The 17,802-nt window shown below is 39.1% G+C and carries 18 protein-coding genes; 3 read left to right on the top strand and 15 right to left on the bottom strand.

Annotation, left to right across the window (positions count from 1 at the left end; genetic code table 11):
• Positions 1–137: 137 nt before the first annotated feature.
• From B1NLA3E_RS08550 to B1NLA3E_RS08505, 10 genes are all read right to left on the bottom strand, one after another.
• Positions 138–1,124, bottom strand: a complete 987-nt coding sequence (locus B1NLA3E_RS08550) for an NAD(P)H-dependent flavin oxidoreductase (protein ID WP_015593443.1) — start codon at positions 1,122–1,124, stop codon at positions 138–140.
• Between the two features lie 305 nt (positions 1,125–1,429).
• Positions 1,430–2,284 (bottom strand): urease accessory protein UreD, encoded by an 855-nt coding sequence (locus B1NLA3E_RS08545; protein WP_236619618.1) that lies wholly within the window; start codon positions 2,282–2,284, stop codon positions 1,430–1,432.
• Positions 2,242–2,856 carry an urease accessory protein UreG gene (gene ureG / locus B1NLA3E_RS08540; protein ID WP_015593441.1) on the bottom strand — a complete coding sequence of 205 codons (615 nt, stop codon included), beginning with the start codon at positions 2,854–2,856 and terminating at the stop codon, positions 2,242–2,244. The genes B1NLA3E_RS08545 and ureG overlap by 43 nt, the downstream gene beginning before the upstream one ends.
• 15 nt (positions 2,857–2,871) lie before the next feature.
• Positions 2,872–3,558 (bottom strand): urease accessory protein UreF, encoded by a 687-nt coding sequence (locus B1NLA3E_RS08535; RefSeq protein ID WP_041580402.1) that lies wholly within the window; start codon positions 3,556–3,558, stop codon positions 2,872–2,874.
• Entirely contained in the window at positions 3,551–3,997 is a 447-nt protein-coding gene (ureE, locus tag B1NLA3E_RS08530; protein WP_015593439.1) for an urease accessory protein UreE, read from the bottom strand. Before ureE ends, B1NLA3E_RS08535 begins: the two co-directional genes overlap by 8 nt.
• A gap of 10 nt (positions 3,998–4,007) precedes the next feature.
• Positions 4,008–5,720, bottom strand: coding sequence for an urease subunit alpha (ureC, locus tag B1NLA3E_RS08525; RefSeq protein ID WP_015593438.1), 1,713 nt, complete (start codon positions 5,718–5,720; stop codon positions 4,008–4,010).
• Complete coding sequence (locus B1NLA3E_RS08520) at positions 5,717–6,040, bottom strand: urease subunit beta (RefSeq protein ID WP_015593437.1); 324 nt, start codon at positions 6,038–6,040, stop codon at positions 5,717–5,719. The genes ureC and B1NLA3E_RS08520 overlap by 4 nt, the downstream gene beginning before the upstream one ends.
• Before the next feature lie 11 nt (positions 6,041–6,051).
• Complete coding sequence (locus tag B1NLA3E_RS08515; RefSeq protein ID WP_015593436.1) at positions 6,052–6,357, bottom strand: urease subunit gamma; 306 nt, start codon at positions 6,355–6,357, stop codon at positions 6,052–6,054.
• A 396-nt stretch (positions 6,358–6,753) separates the two neighbouring features.
• Positions 6,754–7,608: an SDR family oxidoreductase gene (locus B1NLA3E_RS08510; RefSeq protein WP_015593435.1), complete on the bottom strand. Its 855-nt coding sequence runs from the start codon at positions 7,606–7,608 to the stop codon at positions 6,754–6,756.
• A gap of 86 nt (positions 7,609–7,694) precedes the next feature.
• Positions 7,695–8,261, bottom strand: coding sequence for a TetR/AcrR family transcriptional regulator (locus B1NLA3E_RS08505; RefSeq protein ID WP_015593434.1), 567 nt, complete (start codon positions 8,259–8,261; stop codon positions 7,695–7,697).
• A gap of 250 nt (positions 8,262–8,511) precedes the next feature.
• Here B1NLA3E_RS08505 and B1NLA3E_RS08500 point away from each other — a divergent pair, with 250 nt between their 5' ends.
• The 3 genes from B1NLA3E_RS08500 to B1NLA3E_RS08490 all read left to right on the top strand — a co-directional run bounded on the left by B1NLA3E_RS08500 (position 8,512) and on the right by B1NLA3E_RS08490 (position 12,508).
• The gene (locus B1NLA3E_RS08500) at positions 8,512–10,176 is read left to right on the top strand and encodes a glutamine--tRNA ligase/YqeY domain fusion protein (protein WP_015593433.1); all 1,665 of its coding nucleotides are present in this window, start codon (positions 8,512–8,514) and stop codon (positions 10,174–10,176) included.
• A 415-nt stretch (positions 10,177–10,591) separates the two neighbouring features.
• A complete protein-coding gene (locus B1NLA3E_RS08495; RefSeq protein WP_015593432.1) occupies positions 10,592–11,395 on the top strand; it encodes a formate/nitrite transporter family protein in 804 nt (267 codons plus the stop codon).
• 117 nt (positions 11,396–11,512) lie between these two features.
• Positions 11,513–12,508 carry an NADPH:quinone oxidoreductase family protein gene (locus B1NLA3E_RS08490; RefSeq protein ID WP_015593431.1) on the top strand — a complete coding sequence of 332 codons (996 nt, stop codon included), beginning with the start codon at positions 11,513–11,515 and terminating at the stop codon, positions 12,506–12,508.
• Between the two features lie 108 nt (positions 12,509–12,616).
• Here the strand turns inward: B1NLA3E_RS08490 and B1NLA3E_RS08485 are convergent, their stop codons facing one another.
• The 5 genes from B1NLA3E_RS08485 to B1NLA3E_RS08465 all read right to left on the bottom strand — a co-directional run bounded on the left by B1NLA3E_RS08485 (position 12,617) and on the right by B1NLA3E_RS08465 (position 17,765).
• Positions 12,617–13,324, bottom strand: coding sequence for an ABC transporter ATP-binding protein (locus B1NLA3E_RS08485; RefSeq protein ID WP_015593430.1), 708 nt, complete (start codon positions 13,322–13,324; stop codon positions 12,617–12,619).
• Between the two features lie 13 nt (positions 13,325–13,337).
• Positions 13,338–14,114, bottom strand: coding sequence for an ABC transporter ATP-binding protein (locus B1NLA3E_RS08480; RefSeq protein WP_015593429.1), 777 nt, complete (start codon positions 14,112–14,114; stop codon positions 13,338–13,340).
• 12 nt (positions 14,115–14,126) lie between these two features.
• Positions 14,127–15,422, bottom strand: coding sequence for a branched-chain amino acid ABC transporter permease (locus B1NLA3E_RS08475; RefSeq protein ID WP_041580401.1), 1,296 nt, complete (start codon positions 15,420–15,422; stop codon positions 14,127–14,129).
• Positions 15,423–15,431: 9 nt separating this feature from the next.
• A complete protein-coding gene (locus tag B1NLA3E_RS08470; protein ID WP_015593427.1) occupies positions 15,432–16,424 on the bottom strand; it encodes a branched-chain amino acid ABC transporter permease in 993 nt (330 codons plus the stop codon).
• A 132-nt stretch (positions 16,425–16,556) separates the two neighbouring features.
• Complete coding sequence (locus tag B1NLA3E_RS08465) at positions 16,557–17,765, bottom strand: branched-chain amino acid ABC transporter substrate-binding protein (protein WP_015593426.1); 1,209 nt, start codon at positions 17,763–17,765, stop codon at positions 16,557–16,559.
• Positions 17,766–17,802 lie beyond the last annotated feature (37 nt).

The following is a 17,802-nucleotide window of genomic DNA, read 5'->3' as shown; positions in this document are numbered from 1 at the left end:
AAATAAATATACTAGTCAAAACGACCTATAGGTTTCAAAATCGTAAGTTCATATATATTCCATCAAAAAAAAAAGTGAGACAAAACCCATATTGGTCCTGCCTCACCTTCAATGCTCATTTAAGCACTTATCTTTTGTTATCCGTTTCCCCGTAGCTTTTGGACCTGCTGGTTCACTCTTTGAATTGCCTCTTTGTATTCGGATTCAAGTTGTTCAATTATCGCGGCAACTGGCTCGATTTTAGTAATAACCCCCACTCCGTGCCCCGCTGACCAAATATCACGCCATGCTTTTGCATTTGTTTCTTTCTGCATATCATTAAAATCTACTTTATCTTTCTTTACTAATTGTTCAGGATCCATGCCGGCCTTCACAATACTTGGTTTTAGCATATTGGCATGTACACCAGAAAAGGCATCGGTGAAAATAATGTCGTCTTGAGAAGCGTCAACGAGCATCCGTCGATATTCATCGTTTGCCATGCTTTCGGTCGCAACAATGAAGCGAGTCCCTATATAGGCTAGATCGGCACCAGCAGCTTGAGCAGCCAATATTCCTTGCCCCGAAGATATACCTCCCGCGAGAACAATTACACCATCCCAAAATTCTCGAACCATATCAACAAATGCCAAGCTGTTAATAGCACCAGCGTGTCCACCTGCTCCACTGGCTACTAAAATTAACCCATCAACTCCCGCTTCTATTGCCTTTTTGGCGAACTTTACATTGCTCACATCTGAAAAGACTACACCACCATATTCATGGACAATCTCAACCACTTGTTTCGGGTTTCCTAATGAAGTGATCACTAATTGAGGTCGATGTTTCTGGACAAGTTCCAGTTCTTCATCAAGGCGGCTGTATGTGCTATGAACGACCATATTCATCGCCCACGGCGCTATTTTGCGGTTTGGTTCATTTTTTCTCGCTACTGCCAGATCTTCATTTAGCCCGCCCATCCATTGGTCCAATACTTCAATTGGCCGGGCATTTGGGGCCGGAAATGACCCGATTACCCCGTTTAAACAGCTTCCTTTTACGAGTTCCAGCCCAGATACTAAGAACATTGGTGCCGAAATCGCTGGGAGGGCTAGCTGACTCCACCAACTTTCAGGAATACCCATATAACCGCCTCCATCTATTTATTTGTAATTTTATGAATATTCATTCATTTTTATAATACAAGAATTACCCCATGTTTTCAATATGGTACATATAATGTAAAGTATTTAAAAAAAAGGCTGTGTTAAAGCTCAATGTTGATTTTTTTCACAATGTTGATTGGAGTGGAAGGCGCGAAGACTCCTGCGGGAGCAGCGGGACAGGTGAGCCCCTAAGGTGCGCGAAGCACCTGGAGCGGAAATCAACATTCTAGTTTAACAGAGCCAAAAAAAACAAAACGAGCTCACTTATCAGCTCGTTCCTGAATTCAATATTTTCGCCACTCCAGCGGACCCTTATCTAATAATTCCTTGCGGGAAAAAGTATGAACGTGATGAATGATTTTTTCAATGACCCCCGTACTTAACGCGAGAATACGCAAAGCAACACCTTCTTCTGGTAAAAGTGAGAACCCAATTCTCGTGTCCATGTCGTACTCCGAAAGTAATGAAGATAGGTGATCAACAAATTCTTTGTTTACATTCTGATGAATGATGAAAAGTGATCCAATGTGTGAATAACCCTCCATCTTCAAAAGTCTGACAGGATCATCATCATGTTCAAGGAACAAATAATCAAAAAGGACCATATTCCCATTTTGAAAAACGGTTAACTTTGATCTAATCCAATCGTATTGAAACAATCCACCCTCAGCAGACCATCCTGGTGTGATGATATCGCAAAAAAATAGGGTAGCCCCGGTCTCCATTCGAACTGTTGTCTCCTGAACAAATCTAGAATCTTCATAAGCAATTAAAGGGTCAGGGAAAAATTCCAACATGCTCCCTTTCTTCAGGATAATATTAGTGATTTGACGAACAGGATGATTGGGTGTTCTGTAAACCTTTGTAGAGGACTGTGTCGTAACCGCTAATTCCGCATTATCTTCTAGACTAATATTTAGTAAATATGTATCTCCATCTACATATCCACCACCCACGTGAATCAAATAGATAGTTGGATAATTTTTTTCATTGTAAACAGGCCGGGTGATTTTTAGTGCACCTTCATAATAGCAATCAGAAACAATTGTTTTTAGTTGTTTTTTGGCAACATTCAAATCTATTGCACCAGTAAAACTCATGATTTCAGACCAATAAAAAAGGCTTGGCTCTTGATCCAATCCACGACCTTTTCTAACCCCGTTCCGTCTTTTAGATTTGTGAAAATATAGGGTTTATTTCCTCTCGCTGCAATTGTATCCTGCTCCATGACTTGCAGACTTGCCCCGACATAGGGTGCTAAATCAATTTTGTTAATGATAAACAGGTCTGATTTTATCATTCCCTGTCCGCCTTTCCTAGGAATCTTTTCTCCCTGAGCAACATCAATAATATAGATGGAAAAATCAACAAGCTCTGGACTAAATGTAGCCGCCAAGTTGTCACCACCACTCTCAACGAAAATCAAATCAAGATCGGGATGTAGTTCAGTTAATTCTTCTATTGCGGCAAAATTCATTGAGGCATCCTCTCTTATTGCTGTATGTGGACAGCCTCCCGTTTCAACGCCGATGACTCGATCCTCTGGAAGCACCCCATTTTTTATTAAAAACAAAGCATCTTCTTTTGTATAAATGTCATTCGTGACGACGGCCATGCTATAATCTTTAAACATCGTTCTCGTCAATTTTTCTACAAGCATGGTTTTTCCTGCCCCAACAGGCCCTCCAACTCCAATAATCACTGGTTCCATTTTGTTCCCCTCCTTTTAAGACATAAATAATCGAACATCAAGTCGTTCATGTCGCATTTGAGCAATTTCTAACCCTGGACTAGCCGCGCCAAAATCTTCTGGATTCAATAGATTGATTGCCGCTACAGCCCCTTTAATAAGCAACTGAACCTCCACCAATAACTTTTGGCCGTCTGTTTGTCCGAGCGGGATTCCCCGAACTGCATTTTGAATTAATGAAGAGACACAAGAGAATAAATAAGCTCCTAATGCTGTATCCTTTTCCACTTGTAAATGGAAACTGACCATCGCAAAAACTAGCGACGAATGACCGTAAGCTTCTTTTCTATTTATTTGATTTAGATAGTTTGTAAGATGTTCAGACGGGTACAGTTGGGCACAGAGCTTTGCCAATCTTACACCAATTCTTCGATTACCGGTTCTTGTTTCATTTGCCAAGCTGGAAACAAATAGCAACTGATCATATTTAATGATTTCAGAGATATGCTGATTTTCCAACGCTTCGAAAATAAATCTACAAGCTAATCCATCACAATATACAAGCTGATGTGAAATATAGGTACCGATCGCTTTTAAGAAGCTCTCTTTATCTAAAATCTGTTGATCTTGGATGTATGTTTCCAACCCAAATGAGTGGGAAAAAGCCCCTGAAGGGAAATTTGAATCACAAAGTTGAAGCAAAGGAAAAAGTGAGCTAATCATGGCGATGACCGATATGTCGGAATGCTTGTTTTACTTTACGTTTTTCACGTCTGTAGGGAACTTCAAGCTTCTGTAACAATTCTTCAACTAAATAATCATATTGGACAAGCATTAGTTTTCCCTCGAATTGAGCAGGCAGGTGTCGGTTCCCCAGTTGGTGAGCAATTTCACCCATTTGCTGAATCGAAGTTGGCATAATGGTTAATAAATCATCGGGTGTGACAGTTACGATGATCATATTGTTTTCATCCATATACAAGACGTCACCATCTTCAAGACTTTTATTCTCTTTTAATCGAATACCTAGTTCATTCCCATGGTCTGTTGTTACCCGTTGGACTCGCTTTAGTAAAGCATCACTTTCCATGAATACACGTTCAATATGGGGAATGTTTTCTTCAATCGTCGCTACATTACCGATTATTTTTTCAATAATCATCTTTCTCACCTCAGAATAAGAAATATCGTTGGGCCATTGGCAGGACCTCAGCAGGCTCGCATGTGATTAATTGACCATCAACCTTTACTTCATAGGTGTGTGGATCCACTTCAATTTCTGGCGTTTCACCGTTAAATTTCATATTCTTCTTCGTTATTTGACGGGTTCCGGATACCGGTTTAACTATTTTTTGTAGGCTTAGCTTCGAACCAATGTCTTTTTCGTAAGCCGTCTTTGAAACAAACGTAATCGAAGTCTTATTTTTTGCACCACCAAAAGAAGCAAACATGGGTCGATAAATGGCGGGTTGAGGGGTAGGAATACTCGCGTTAGGATCACCCATTACACTATAAGCAATCATTCCTCCTTTCAAAATCAACTCTGGTTTTACACCAAAAAAGGCCGGTTCCCAAATCACCAAATCTGCCAGTTTCCCTATTTCAATTGAGCCAACAAACTCCGAAATGCCATGAACAATAGCTGGATTAATTGTATATTTTGAAATATACCTTTTAATTCTAAAATTATCGCCGACAGCTCCGTGGTCCTCAGCTAATTTCCCGCGTTGTTTCTTCATTTTATCGGCAGTTTGCCAGGTCCGTGTGATTACTTCTCCAACCCGACCCATTGCTTGCGAATCAGAGGAAATCATGCTAAATACACCTAAATCATGCAAAATATCTTCAGCCGCAATGGTTTCTTTACGAATCCTTGAATCAGCAAAGGCAATATCCTCAGGGACACTTGGGTCTAAATGATGACAAACCATTAACATGTCTAAATGTTCTTCTAATGTATTCACCGTATAGGGACGTGTTGGATTTGTTGAGGATGGAAGGATGTTTGAGAAGCTAGCTGCTCTTATAATATCTGGAGCGTGACCCCCTCCTGCTCCTTCTGTATGATAAGTATGAATAACCCGTCCATTTATTGCAGCGAGAGTATCCTCAACGAATCCTCCTTCATTTAATGTATCCGTATGAATGGCCACCTGGACATCATATTGATCAGCAACTTTTAAACTCGTATCAATAGCGGCCGCGGTGGTCCCCCAGTCCTCGTGTAACTTTAGGCCGATTGCCCCCGCTTCAATTTGTTCGATTAGAGGTTCTTCAGCTGAGGCATTCCCTTTTCCTAAAAAGCCCAAATTCATAGGGAACCCCTCAGCTGCTTGCAGCATCCGATGAATGTTCCAAACCCCAGGAGTACAAGTCGTTGCGTTTGTTCCTGTCGCAGGGCCCGTTCCACCTCCGAGCATAGTAGTAATTCCGGAAGAAATCGCCGTTTCAATTTGTTGTGGGCAAATAAAATGAATGTGCGCATCAATACCACCTGCTGTCACAATCATCCCTTCCGCAGCAATCACTTCTGTGCCCGCACCAATTACAATATTGACACCATCCATTAATAAAGGATTTCCCGACTTACCAATTGCAGAAATGAGCCCCTCTTTGATTCCAATATCTGCTTTATAAATACCTGTATAATCCACAATCATTGCATTTGTTAAGACAAGATCTACCGTTTTGTCATCTGTAGCTAACGGATGTTGCCCCATTCCATCACGAATGACTTTGCCACCACCAAACTTTACCTCATCCCCATAAATCGTATAATCTTTTTCAATTTCGAGAAAAAGGTCAGTATCGGCGAGGCGAACTGCATCTCCAGTGGTCGGACCAAACATATCAGCATATTGTTTCCTAGACATTTGAAAACTCATTTGGTTCCCTCCCGTTCTACTGACCCGTTTGTTTGATTATTGAGACCGTAGACTTTTCGTTCACCTGAAAACGGAACAAGTTCTATCTCTTTTGCATCACCAGGTTCAAATCTTACAGCTGTTCCAGCCGGAATATTCAAATGCAGGCCAAAGGTTTGTTTTCGAACAAATTCAAGTAATTTGTTGACTTCAAAAAAATGAAAATGGGAACCAATTTGAATTGGTCGGTCACCACGGTTTAAAACCCTTATCGTGATTGATTGCTTATTCTCGTTGCAGGTAATCGGTTCGGTCTTCAGCAAGTACTCACCAGGAATCATTATCTCCCCCCTTATTCTCGTATTGGATCATGAACGGTCACAAGCTTGGTACCATCTGGAAAAGTTGCTTCTACTTGAATATCTGGAATCATTTCGGGGATCCCTTCCATCACATCAGCAATCTTTAGAATAGTAGCCCCATATTGCATTAACTGAGCTACTGTTTTCCCGTCTCTTGCCCCTTCTAATACTTCGTATGTAATAATAGCAATCGCCTCCGGATAGTTTAACTTCAGTCCTCTATGCTGACGGCGGCGGGCAAGATCTGCTGCTACTACAATCATCAACTTCTCCATTTCCCGTGAGGTCAATTTCATGATTTGCTCTCCCTTCGATAATCCATTCACCCATATTTATTAAAATATTAGCTAAATTGACTTACGATGTTATATTTTCTAACATCTACGATACCTCAATTATAATGAATATTCTGATTAAATCAATAACAAAAACTAAAATATATTTATAAAACTCCGTGAAACCGCCAACAATTTCACGCTAACTTAGGGTTGTTTGATGTCATGAATCAAAGAAAAAAGCCTGAGAATGAAGAAAAATTCATCTTAAGGCTACTGTTTTTTATGTTATTTTTCATCACATCTAAAAATCTGATGTTGTTCATTCCAATCAACACTAGTTTCAAAATTTATTCAACGGCTAATAGCATAGAAAATCATTTTTTGGTTGATTTTCACTGAGTATAATACGTTTTTTTATACCCAATATTCACGATAATCCTGTATATATGTATCAATTGCAGTTGGATTTTTCTTCATCAATTCCACATAATCATTAGTCATCCCTTTTGCCAAACCAATTTTGGTTATAAAGTGAAGGTTTGTTACCACTTTTATAAAACCAGGATCAACACCCTTTTGGAGCATATATTGTTGAAAATCTCTTGCAGTCGGATTGGTATAAGTAATCTTTTTACCAAGTATTGCAGACATTCGTTTGGCCACCTCATCAAAATCAATTGCTTCCCTTCCAGTTAAACAATAACTCTTATTTACATGCTGTGTCCCTCCTAAAAGTGCAAGGACAGCGACTTCTGCGATATCTCGAACATCTATAAAACTTGTCTTCCCTTTTCCAGCCGGAACAAAAATTCTTCCATTTTCTTTAAGTTCATTTAGAAGGAACATATTAAGATTTTGCATGAAATAACCTGCACGCAAAAAGGTATAAGGTAGTTTAGCCGCTTTGATTGCCTTTTCATTTTTATGATGAGGAATAAACGACAGGAATTGTACATCTTTTACTGACAAGTAGACTATGTGTTTTATCCCTTTCTCTTTCACTTTCGCGAAAAAAGGATGTAAATCCTCAGGCCCCCTAACCTCAGGGGGATACATTAAAAATATCTTATCGATATTTTCTAGGGCTTGCTCAAACGTATCCGGATTACTAAGATCAAACCGGACATAGTCATAATCTACACCAAATTTCACCTTTGACTTTTCAACATTCCGTACAGCGCATTTAAATGGAGCATTTTTTATACGTAGAACTTTAGCCACTTCTTGCCCAACATTCCCCGTAAACCCTGTAACCAAAATATTAGTCATGTAAATTACTCCCTTTTTGATATTCAATTAAATTACTTTTTGTAGACCAGTCTATATAATACTCCTCGAAAATATTTCCAGTACTTCTAGCTTAGAAGCACTGGAATTTGTTTAGCAATTAACAGTAACGGCTTACTGTCTCCTCGGGTAAAGCTCAAAAGGAACGCCCCTTCGATTAGGGAATTAATCACAATCCCTAACTCACTCGCTTTTTGTTGATCGAAACCACTATTTATTAGCTTTTGAGTAAACTCGTTTTGAAAGCTTTCATAGGCTTCTTGACAGGCCTTTCTGAGCAGTTCAGAGCTATGTGAGGTTTCAAGGGCAACTGCTGCAATTGGGACCCCGACCATAGACCGCTCATTTTCAAATCGAAGCGCCATTGTTTCAATAAAATTTTGAATGGCAATAACTGGATCTTCTATCTGTTTCAAGGATTCTTTTATATTTTTGGAAACAAATGCACTTGTTAATTTAACTGCTTCAATCGCTAACTCTTCTTTTCCATTCGGAAAATAATGGTACAAAGAACCCTTCGGAGCTCCACTTTCCTTAGTTATTTGATTTAGTCCTGTGCCGTGATATCCTTGAAGTTGGAATAGCCGTGATGCTGTACTTAATAATTTATCTCGCGAGCTCTCTTTTTCTACCATCCAATTCACCTCAACAAAATTATAACAATCGGTCTATATAATCTCAATATTTATTAAGCTTTTTCTACCGAAAATCCCTCCCACATTACTTGTATTTATTCGATTTTCCGATTACTATTAGGGACAGTGGAAAAATACTGAAAATACATATTAAGTGAAACTTGCATCTGTGGGGTTTTACTACCCGTTAATCTACGATAAAATAAGTTATAATAAGAAATTATTGTACATAAAGAAAGGTTGATAAAGGTTGGAACAAAACTCTTCAAACTTTATTAAAAGTATTATTAAAGAAGATTTAGAATCAGGGAAAAGAGACCATGTCATCACACGTTTTCCTCCTGAGCCAAACGGGTACCTTCATATTGGTCACGCTAAGTCCATTGTAATTAACTTTGGTCTGGCGGATGAATTTAACGGAAAAACGAATTTGCGTTTTGACGACACAAATCCATTAAAAGAAGATCAGGAGTATGTCGATTCCATTAAAGAAGATGTTAAATGGCTTGGCTATGACTGGGACGAGTTATTTTTTGCTTCTGACTATTTTGATGAAATGTACAATCGTGCCGTCCTTTTAATTAAAAAAGGAAAAGCATATGTCGATGATTTAACAGCAGAAGAAATTCGTACGTATCGTGGAACACTAACTGAACCAGGCAAGGAAAGCCCATATCGTACCCGAAGTGTTAAGGATAACCTTGATTTATTTGAACGGATGCGAAAAGGCGAATTTGAAAATGGGACTAAGGTTTTGCGCGCGAAAATTGACATGTCTTCCCCAAATTTAAACTTAAGGGACCCAGTTCTGTACCGTGTTTCTCATGCTAGCCATCATAACACTGGCGAAAAATGGTGTATCTATCCGATGTACGATTTTGCCCACCCACTTGAGGATGCCATCGAAGGTGTAACACACTCCCTTTGCACAACGGAGTTTGAGGACCATCGTCCGCTATACAATTGGGTAATCGAACAGTGTGAGACGGAAAACAAGCCTGAGCAAACGGAATTTGGCCGTTTAAACATTACCAATACCGTAATGAGTAAACGGAAGCTGAAACAGCTTGTTGATGAAGGTTTTGTCGAAGGTTGGGACGATCCACGTATGCCTACAATTTCTGGATTACGAAGAAAAGGGTTTACTCCTGAATCCATTCGAGAATTCGTCCGGGAAACTGGAGTGTCCAAAGGTTCTGGAACCGTCGATTCCGCCATGCTCGATCACTTTGTTCGGGAGGACTTAAAACTAAAGGCTCCAAGAACAATGGGAATTTTACGACCATTAAAAGTTGTAATTACAAATTACCCTGAGGATCAGGTCGAGTGGTTGGATGCCGAAATCAATCCAGAAGTTCCTGAAATGGGAGAACGCCAAATTCCATTTTCTAGAGAGTTGTATATTGAACAAGATGACTTTATGGAAGATCCACCCAAAAAGTATTTCCGACTGTTCCCTGGCAATGAAGTTCGACTAAAACATGCTTATTTTATTAAATGCGAAGAAGTTATTAAAGACGAAGTTGGCAATGTGGTTGAATTACGTTGTACGTACGATATTGAAACTAAGAGTGGGTCAGGCTTTACGGGTCGAAAGGTAAAAGGGACCCTCCATTGGGTTGATGCCAAACATGCCGTACCTGCCGAATTCCGTCTATACCAACCCCTGATTTTAGATACGGATGATTCCAAAGAAGACCCTAACAACGAGGAAAAAACATTTCTTGATTATGTAAATGAACAATCATTGGAAATCATCCAAGGCTTCATTGAACCTAATCTAAAGGATGTAAAAGCTCAAGATAAATTTCAGTTTTTCCGTCATGGCTATTTTAATGTCGATCCAAAACACACTACTAAGGAAAAAGCTGTATTTAATCAAATTGTTTCATTAAAAAGCTCGTTTAAATTATAATCACGATGAAGGACTTGGCAATGCCAGTCCTTTTTTTTGTGTTCATTATTTAAGAAAATAGTTATATTTGATTTTCCCTTGAAGTTAGTCTATGAATATCATTTATGATATTGGCAAACATTAGTAATCGTGAGAGAAACAAAAAACAAGGCTGTTTTCTTAAACTATGTTGGTATTTTCCAAAAGAGAAGTGTGGTTGATTTCCACTCCAGGATGCTCGCTTTCCGCGGGGCGGGCGGTGAGCCTCCTCGTCGCTAAAGCTCCTGTGGGGTCTCACCTGTCCCGCTGCTCCCGCAGGAGTCTCGCACCTTCCGCTCCAATCAACTTCTTTATCAACGGTTTTCTTTCCAAAAACCTAATTAAAAAACAACAATCTTTTAGAAAAGAGCCAAAAACAAAGACGGGGGGATTTTAGATGGAAGTAAAACCGCTTCTTGAAGTGGAGCATTTAGCTCTAAAAAAGCAAAAAATATACCGCCAAAGCCGCCTTCGTTTTATTGCGAGATCAATGCTAGCTAGTATGTTTATCGGATTCGGAGTAATTGTCGCCTTTAAGACTGGAAACTTTTTTTATTTGGAACATTCTCCTTTAACCTACCCTATGGCCGCTTTAACCTTTGGAGCTGCAATCATCCTAATCGCTTACGGGGGTGGCGATTTATTTACGGGTAACACCTTTTACTTCACATTTGCCGCCCTCCGAAAAAAAATCAGCTGGGGTGAAGTAATTAAGATATGGATGACAAGTTATGTTGGCAACATATTGGGTGCCGCTCTTTTTGCTTTTATTATTTATACAACCGGACTTTTCAATGATGCACATGTTAATGGATTTTTGCTCAGTGTGGTGGAGAAAAAAATGGAAGCACCAGGAATGCAACTATTTTTCCGGGCCATTCTTTGTAACTGGCTTGTCTGTCTTGCATTTTTTGTTCCAATGGCACTTAAAGGTGATGGACCAAAAATGTTTTCAATGATTTTGTTCGTATTTTGCTTTTTTATCTCCGGTTATGAACACAGTATCGCCAACATGTGTACCTTTGCGATTGCATTAGTATTAAACCATCCTGGTACCATATCAGTTAGTGGGGTCATACATAATCTAATCCCTGTAACGATTGGAAATTTAATTGGTGGCGGGGTATTAATGGGTTGGATGTATTATTATGTCAACATTCCATTCTTCAATGAATACACGGAAAACAACGGAGAGGACTAACTTAGAGATAAACAATAAAACAATCTTATTCCTTCATACCTCCGATTATTTTTGCTATGATATATTATAGTAACGAAGTTTATTATCCGTTTTATGTTTGAAAGGAGCAACAATGATATGGAGAAGAAGTTATTTAAAGCGTTTATGGTAGATAAAAATAATGATGAATTTTCAGCAGTTACTAAAATGATATCACTGGATAACCTTCCCGATGGGGATGTTGTTATAAAAGTTTTATATTCTAGTGTAAATTACAAGGATGGGCTTGCTAGTAACCCTAACGGAAAAATTGTCAGATCGTATCCGTTTATCCCTGGAATTGATTTAGCTGGAATTGTGGTAAGTTCTAGTGATGCCCGTTTTAAAGAAGGCGATGAAATTATTGCCACCAGCTATGAGATTGGCGTCTCCCATTATGGTGGTTATAGTGAATACGCCAAAATTCCTGGTGATTGGATCGTCCCCTTACCGAAGGGTCTCTCACTAAAAGAAGCCATGGTTTACGGAACAGCTGGGTTCACTGCTGCGTTATCCGTCCACCGTTTAGAAGAAAGCGGATTGACTCCTGATAAAGGTAAAGTGCTTGTTACAGGAGCGACTGGTGGAGTTGGGAGTATTGCTGTGGCTATTCTTGCTAAGCGCGGCTACCAAGTGTGTGCTAGTACTGGGAAAGAATCAGAGCATAGCTTTTTGAAACAACTTGGGGCACAGGAAATTCTCTCAAGAGAAGAAATAATTGGAGAAAAAATAAAGCCATTGGATCAGCAAAAATGGGCTGCTGCAGTAGATCCTGTTGGTGGGAAAACCTTAGCAGCGATACTGAGTAAACTCAATTATGGAGGAGCAGTAGCTGTAAGTGGCTTAACTGGGGGAACGGATTTACCAACTACAGTGTTCCCTTTTATTCTCCGTGGCATTAATTTACTAGGAATCGATTCGGTTTATTGTCCGATGGAAACTAGAAAAATCATATGGGAAAGAATGGCTACCGATATGAAACCAGACGGACTATTAGATACCATCAAAAAAGAAGTAACCTTTGACGAGCTACCACAAGTATTATCATCAATCCTAAAAGGTGAAGCAATTGGAAGAACTATTTTAGTTTTATAATAATGTGAGGGCGTTTAGGTCAGCGAAATTGACCTAATGCCCTTTTATTTGTTGTACCTATTAAACTAGTTATATTAAAACGTATCAATCAAAATTAATGATCAGTTCTTAAGCTAAATAGGCTTCAAGGACTTGTTCGTTTGTAATTAAGTCCTTTCCTTTTCCTTCAAGTACAATCTCCCCTGTCTGTAAACAATAACCTCGGTTTGCAATTTGCAGAGCCTGATAAGCATTTTGCTCGACAAGTAGGATTGTCATTCCCTGTTTATTCAACTCTTGGATGATTTCAAAAATTTGTTCAACGATTACTGGGGCAAGGCCCATTGAAGGCTCATCAAGCATTAACACCTCTGGTTTCATCATTAATGCTCTCCCTATTGCCAGCATTTGCTGTTCACCACCACTCATCGTACCTCCCATTTGTTCCAGTCTTTCTTTAAGCTTAGGAAAATATTGAAATACTCTTTCCATCCTATTCCAAATCATTTTTTTCTCTTTAACTGCAAATGCGCCGATTAAGAGGTTTTCTTTTACAGTTAACCTGGGAAAAATACGCCTTCCTTCCGGGACATGAGCTATACCTATGAGAGTTGTTTGATGAGAAGGAACACTGGTAATATCCTTTCCCTGATAGTTAACTGAGCCATTATTGATAGGTATCAGGCCGCTAATGGCTTTGAGAGTTGTTGATTTTCCTGCGCCATTACTTCCGATCAAAGTAACAATTTCCCCCTTTTCCACATACAGATTAATCCCTTTTAGTGCTTGAATAGCTCCATAGCTGGCTTCAACATTCTTTATATCAAGTAATGGCAAATTGGCTCCCTCCTTAGGCAAATGATACAGCTCCTTTTCCTAAATATGCTTCGATCACTCTCGAATTTTTTCGAACTTCCCCAGGATTTCCTTCAGCAATTTTCTCACCATGATCCAATACGATAATATGATCAGATATTCCCATTACTAATTTCATATCGTGTTCAATCAGGATGATCGTAATATCCAATTCTGTTCGAATATCGTGAATTAATCCAGTCAGTTCTTTTGTTTCCCTTGGATTCATGCCTGCAGCAGGTTCATCCAATAATAGGATGTTAGGCTTAGTGGCTAAAGCTCTGGCTATTTCTAACCGACGCTGTGCACCATATGATAGATTCCCTGCTTCTTCATTTAACATATCTGCAAGTCCAACATACTCTAAAAGGTTGTACGCATCTCGTCTTGCATTCTCTTCCTCATTCCTTGTATTCGGGAGCTGGAAAAGGATCCCTAACCAATTTCCTTTTAGGTGGTAATGCATACCCACCAAAACATTTTCAATAACGGAAAGTTTATTGAACAAGCGAATATTTTGGAATGTCCTAGAAATTCCCTGTCTAGCTACTGCATGCGGCTTTAAACCCACCAGCGATTTTCCATTCAATAAAATATTTCCTGAAGTTGGTTTATAAACGCCAGTAATCATATTGAAGAATGTGGTTTTTCCGGCTCCGTTAGGACCAATAACAGCTGTAATGGATTTTTTTTTTACACTCATATTGATTTCTGAATTTGCCACTAATCCACCGAATCTCTTGGATAATTTCGTTACCTCTAACACATTCATCAGCTTCATCTCCTATGCTTTTGCTTTTGCTTTTTCTTCATTCAACGAAAAAGGGTCAGATTCTGCGGTTTGCTTTTGGATTGGCTGTAGTTTTGTAGGATCAAATTTCATATTTTTAGCAGGCAACAATCCTTGTGGACGATATAAGGCAAATAAAATAAGAAGTGCTCCAAAAATGAATCTTTGCATTTTAGCTGGTGACAAAGCGTCGGGAACAGAGACGACACCATTTAAGCTTAATTGATTAAGCCAGTTGGTTATTTCAGTTAATACCTGTAAATTTAAAATTGTGATGACAGAAGCTCCCAAAATCACTCCTGGAACACTTCCCATCCCTCCAAGGAGGACCATAACAAGAATGGTAATTGATTCTAACAACGTAAAACTTGTCGGGTCCACAAAAGTTTGTTTGGCAGCAAATACTACGCCCATCATTCCTGAAAATGATGCTCCAATTGCAAATGCAGTTAGCTTTGTTTTCACAAGCGGGATTCCCATTGATTGTGCAGCAATTTCATTTTCTCTGACCGCTTTCCAAGCACGGCCAATTTTTGAGTGTTCGAGCCTTCTAACCGTATAGACAACAATTAAGAATAACCCAAGAACTACATAATAAAATTGACTTGGAAAAATAAGACTGATTCCAAAAATAGTTGGTGGGGTGATGGAAGAAAGACCCATTGCCCCATTTGTAATATTGATGGGTCGATCCAAATTATTAAAAACAATACGGATTATTTCTCCGAATCCTAACGTGACTATAGCTAGATAGTCTCCCTTTACACGAAGCACAGGGATCCCTAATAATATTCCGAATAATGCTGCCACAAAACAGCCTATCAGGATAAATATCCAAAAGGTTTCACCTGACAGTGGATAGTGTCCAAATGGCATAAAGTTAGCAGCTTGAGCCGTTGTAAATATTCCATATGTATAAGCACCAACTGCAAAAAAGGCGACAAATCCTAAGTCTAGTAGCCCCGCAAGACCAACGACAATGTTAAGTCCAAGTGCCATTGAAACATAAATACCCACTAATGTTGCTACTTCCATATAGGATTGATATGCTGGTCCATGACTCGCGGCAAATGGCAAAAGTACAGCTAAAATAAAGAAGCCTATGATCCATTTCAACATATTAGAAAGGTTCAGAAAATATAAGAAAAGTAGTGAAGATAACAGTAACAGAAACGCTACGACCGATTTCTGGGCTAAGTACAAACTCAAGGTCGTAACCACAACATAGAGGACGAACAAGACAACTTGAGCTAATCTATTCGCTTGAAAAAAACTCCATATTTTCCTCATCATTCCCACCTACACTTTCTCTGCGATAGCTTTTCCAAATAATCCTTCTGGTTTAAAGATTAGGACCACAATCAAAATAATGAAGGCGAATACGTCTTTGTATTCAGCACCGAAAATACCGCCCGTTAAGCCTGATAGGTTTGCCGCTGCAAACATTTCAACTAGTCCTAGGATCATTCCACCTGCCATTGCTCCACGAATATTTCCTATTCCACCAAGCACTGCCGCAGTAAATGCTTTTATTCCTAAAATAAAGCCAATATAAGGATCAATTGTTCCATACTGAATCGCAAACAACACACCCGTTGCTCCACCTAAGGCTGAACCAATGAAAAAGGTAACGGAAATTACCTTATTAACATTTATTGACATCAACGCAGCCGTTTCACGATCTTGGGCAACGGCCCGCATTGCCATTCCCCATTTTGTTCGGTTAACAAAAAAGTCTAAGCCAATCATCATGATGAATGCAACAATTAATACAACAAGAAACGAGCTTTTAAATGAAACATTCTGAAATTGGGAAAGGATAGACGAGACCTTCAGATGGATTTGATTATTAAATAAACTGGGAGTTGAGACAATATAATTCCCTTTATATAATTCTGTAATAAATCGAACGATATCTTGCAAAAGAAACGAAATTCCAATTGCCGTAATTAAGGCAATAAGTTTTGGAGCATTGCGCAGCGGTCTATAAGCCACTCTTTCAATCCCCATACCAATAAAGCCAGTTAATATGCTAGTCAAAAGTAAAACAAAGATAAGAGAAATAATAGCCGGAATGACAGATATCCACTCAAAACTTGTCAGACCCAACAATACAGCTGTTCCAATGAAAGCTCCTGTCATAAAAATTTCACCATGGGCAAAATTTATCAATTCTAGTATTCCGTAAACCATGGTGTAGCCTAGAGCAATTACTGCATAGACTGCTCCTAAGGTCAGACCATCGATCATCACCTGTGGTAGAGTATGAATGATGTCAGTAAACAAAATCATCACCTGACTTTCTGTTTAAAATTAAAAGCAGAGCTAAACTTGCCTGTTGATTTTTGCTCTAGTGGTGGTCCATAGTCAAATAAAAGGAAAAAAGGGTACGTGCCAAAATCCATACCCTTTTTAAGTAAACTACTATTTGCTGATTTCTCCGTCTAATATAGCCGGATAAGCAGCTTCATCAAATTTGTAAATAAATATCTTTGCAAACTTGTTATCTCCTTTTTTATCAAAGCCTACTTTAGTTACTAAACCTTTATAGTCTTTAATTGCACGCACTGAGTCTCTTACTTGCTTACGAGGAGGCGCCTTTCCATCAGATTCTTTAATAGCATCTTCTAAAGCAGTTAACATGACGCCCATACTATCGTAGGCATAAGCGGAATAGGACTCTACGTTTTTATTAAACTTTTTCTTATAGTCTTCTGAGAATTTCTTCCCTGCTTCGGTTTTTGTAACATCACCAGCAACAGAGGTGATGTAAGAATTTTTCACGGCATCGCCGGCTATTTCAACAAAAGTTGAGGAATCAAGACCATCGCCTCCCATAAACGGTACATCTATACCTTTATCACGCGCTTGTTTAACTAGCAGTCCCCCTTCTGCATAAAGTCCACCATAGTAGATTAAATCTGGTTTTTTTGAACTCACTAGATTTAGAACACCGTTAAAATCTTTCTCACCCACAGTAATTCCTTCAAAACCAACGATATCAGCACCTAATTTCTCTGCACCTACTTTAAATGCATCTGATAAACCTGAACCATAAGCCGTTTTGTCTTGGATGATAAAAATCTTCTTGGCTTTCAAAGTTTTTACAGCGTACTCAGCCCCGGCTGGACCTTGAAAATCATCTCTTGCAACGATACGGTTTACGGCTTTTAACCCACGGTCCGTAACATCAGTTGCAGTGCTAGCAGGTGAAATCATTGGAATAGCATATTTTTCATACGTTTCCGATGAAGGGATGGAAACTCCAGAATTTAAGTGTCCAATTACTCCAAGAACTGCTTGGTCAGCACCAATCAATTGCGCATTTGCCACACCCTTTTTAGGATCGCCCTGGTCATCATATGGAACCAATTGTAAATCAAAGCCTAATTCTTTAAATTTAACTTTTTGTTCATCTAATGCTAACTGTGCACCAAGCTTAATTGCTTCTCCCAATGTTGCGCTTCCGCCGGATAATGGGGACTGAGTAGCAATTTTTATAACCGTTGTCCCTTTTTTCGAACCACCTTCATCCGTTTTTGAGGTTTTATCTGATTGTGAACATCCGCTGATAATTCCAAGTACTAAAGTACATATCATAAATAATGAAAAAAGCTTCTTTTTAGAAATCATTTTGGTCCCCCTATAAAAAATGTTTTTTATATTCTCC

Source organism: Bacillus sp. 1NLA3E, assembly GCF_000242895.2.
Lineage (GTDB): Bacteria > Bacillota > Bacilli > Bacillales > Cytobacillaceae > Bacillus_BU.
Note: the sequence above shows the minus strand (reverse complement) of the source record. Positions and strands in the feature narration are given on the sequence as shown.

Excerpts from the sequence above, each read along its gene's own strand:
- B1NLA3E_RS08550 (WP_015593443.1), bottom strand. The coding sequence starts at position 1,124 with ATGGGTATTCCTGAAAGTTGGTGGAGTCAGCTAGCCCTCCCAGCGATT.
- ureG (WP_015593441.1), bottom strand. The coding sequence starts at position 2,856 with ATGGAACCAGTGATTATTGGAGTTGGAGGGCCTGTTGGGGCAGGAAAA.
- B1NLA3E_RS08535 (WP_041580402.1), bottom strand. The coding sequence starts at position 3,558 with ATGATTAGCTCACTTTTTCCTTTGCTTCAACTTTGTGATTCAAATTTC.
- ureE (WP_015593439.1), bottom strand. The coding sequence starts at position 3,997 with ATGATTATTGAAAAAATAATCGGTAATGTAGCGACGATTGAAGAAAAC.
- ureC (WP_015593438.1), bottom strand. The coding sequence starts at position 5,720 with ATGAGTTTTCAAATGTCTAGGAAACAATATGCTGATATGTTTGGTCCG.
- B1NLA3E_RS08520 (WP_015593437.1), bottom strand. The coding sequence starts at position 6,040 with ATGATTCCTGGTGAGTACTTGCTGAAGACCGAACCGATTACCTGCAAC.
- B1NLA3E_RS08515 (WP_015593436.1), bottom strand. The coding sequence starts at position 6,357 with ATGAAATTGACCTCACGGGAAATGGAGAAGTTGATGATTGTAGTAGCA.
- B1NLA3E_RS08510 (WP_015593435.1), bottom strand. The coding sequence starts at position 7,608 with ATGACTAATATTTTGGTTACAGGGTTTACGGGGAATGTTGGGCAAGAA.
- B1NLA3E_RS08505 (WP_015593434.1), bottom strand. The coding sequence starts at position 8,261 with ATGGTAGAAAAAGAGAGCTCGCGAGATAAATTATTAAGTACAGCATCA.
- B1NLA3E_RS08495 (WP_015593432.1), top strand. The coding sequence starts at position 10,592 with ATGGAAGTAAAACCGCTTCTTGAAGTGGAGCATTTAGCTCTAAAAAAG.
- B1NLA3E_RS08490 (WP_015593431.1), top strand. The coding sequence starts at position 11,513 with ATGGAGAAGAAGTTATTTAAAGCGTTTATGGTAGATAAAAATAATGAT.
- B1NLA3E_RS08480 (WP_015593429.1), bottom strand. The coding sequence starts at position 14,114 with ATGAATGTGTTAGAGGTAACGAAATTATCCAAGAGATTCGGTGGATTA.
- B1NLA3E_RS08475 (WP_041580401.1), bottom strand. The coding sequence starts at position 15,422 with ATGAGGAAAATATGGAGTTTTTTTCAAGCGAATAGATTAGCTCAAGTT.
- B1NLA3E_RS08470 (WP_015593427.1), bottom strand. The coding sequence starts at position 16,424 with ATGATTTTGTTTACTGACATCATTCATACTCTACCACAGGTGATGATC.
- B1NLA3E_RS08465 (WP_015593426.1), bottom strand. The coding sequence starts at position 17,765 with ATGATTTCTAAAAAGAAGCTTTTTTCATTATTTATGATATGTACTTTA.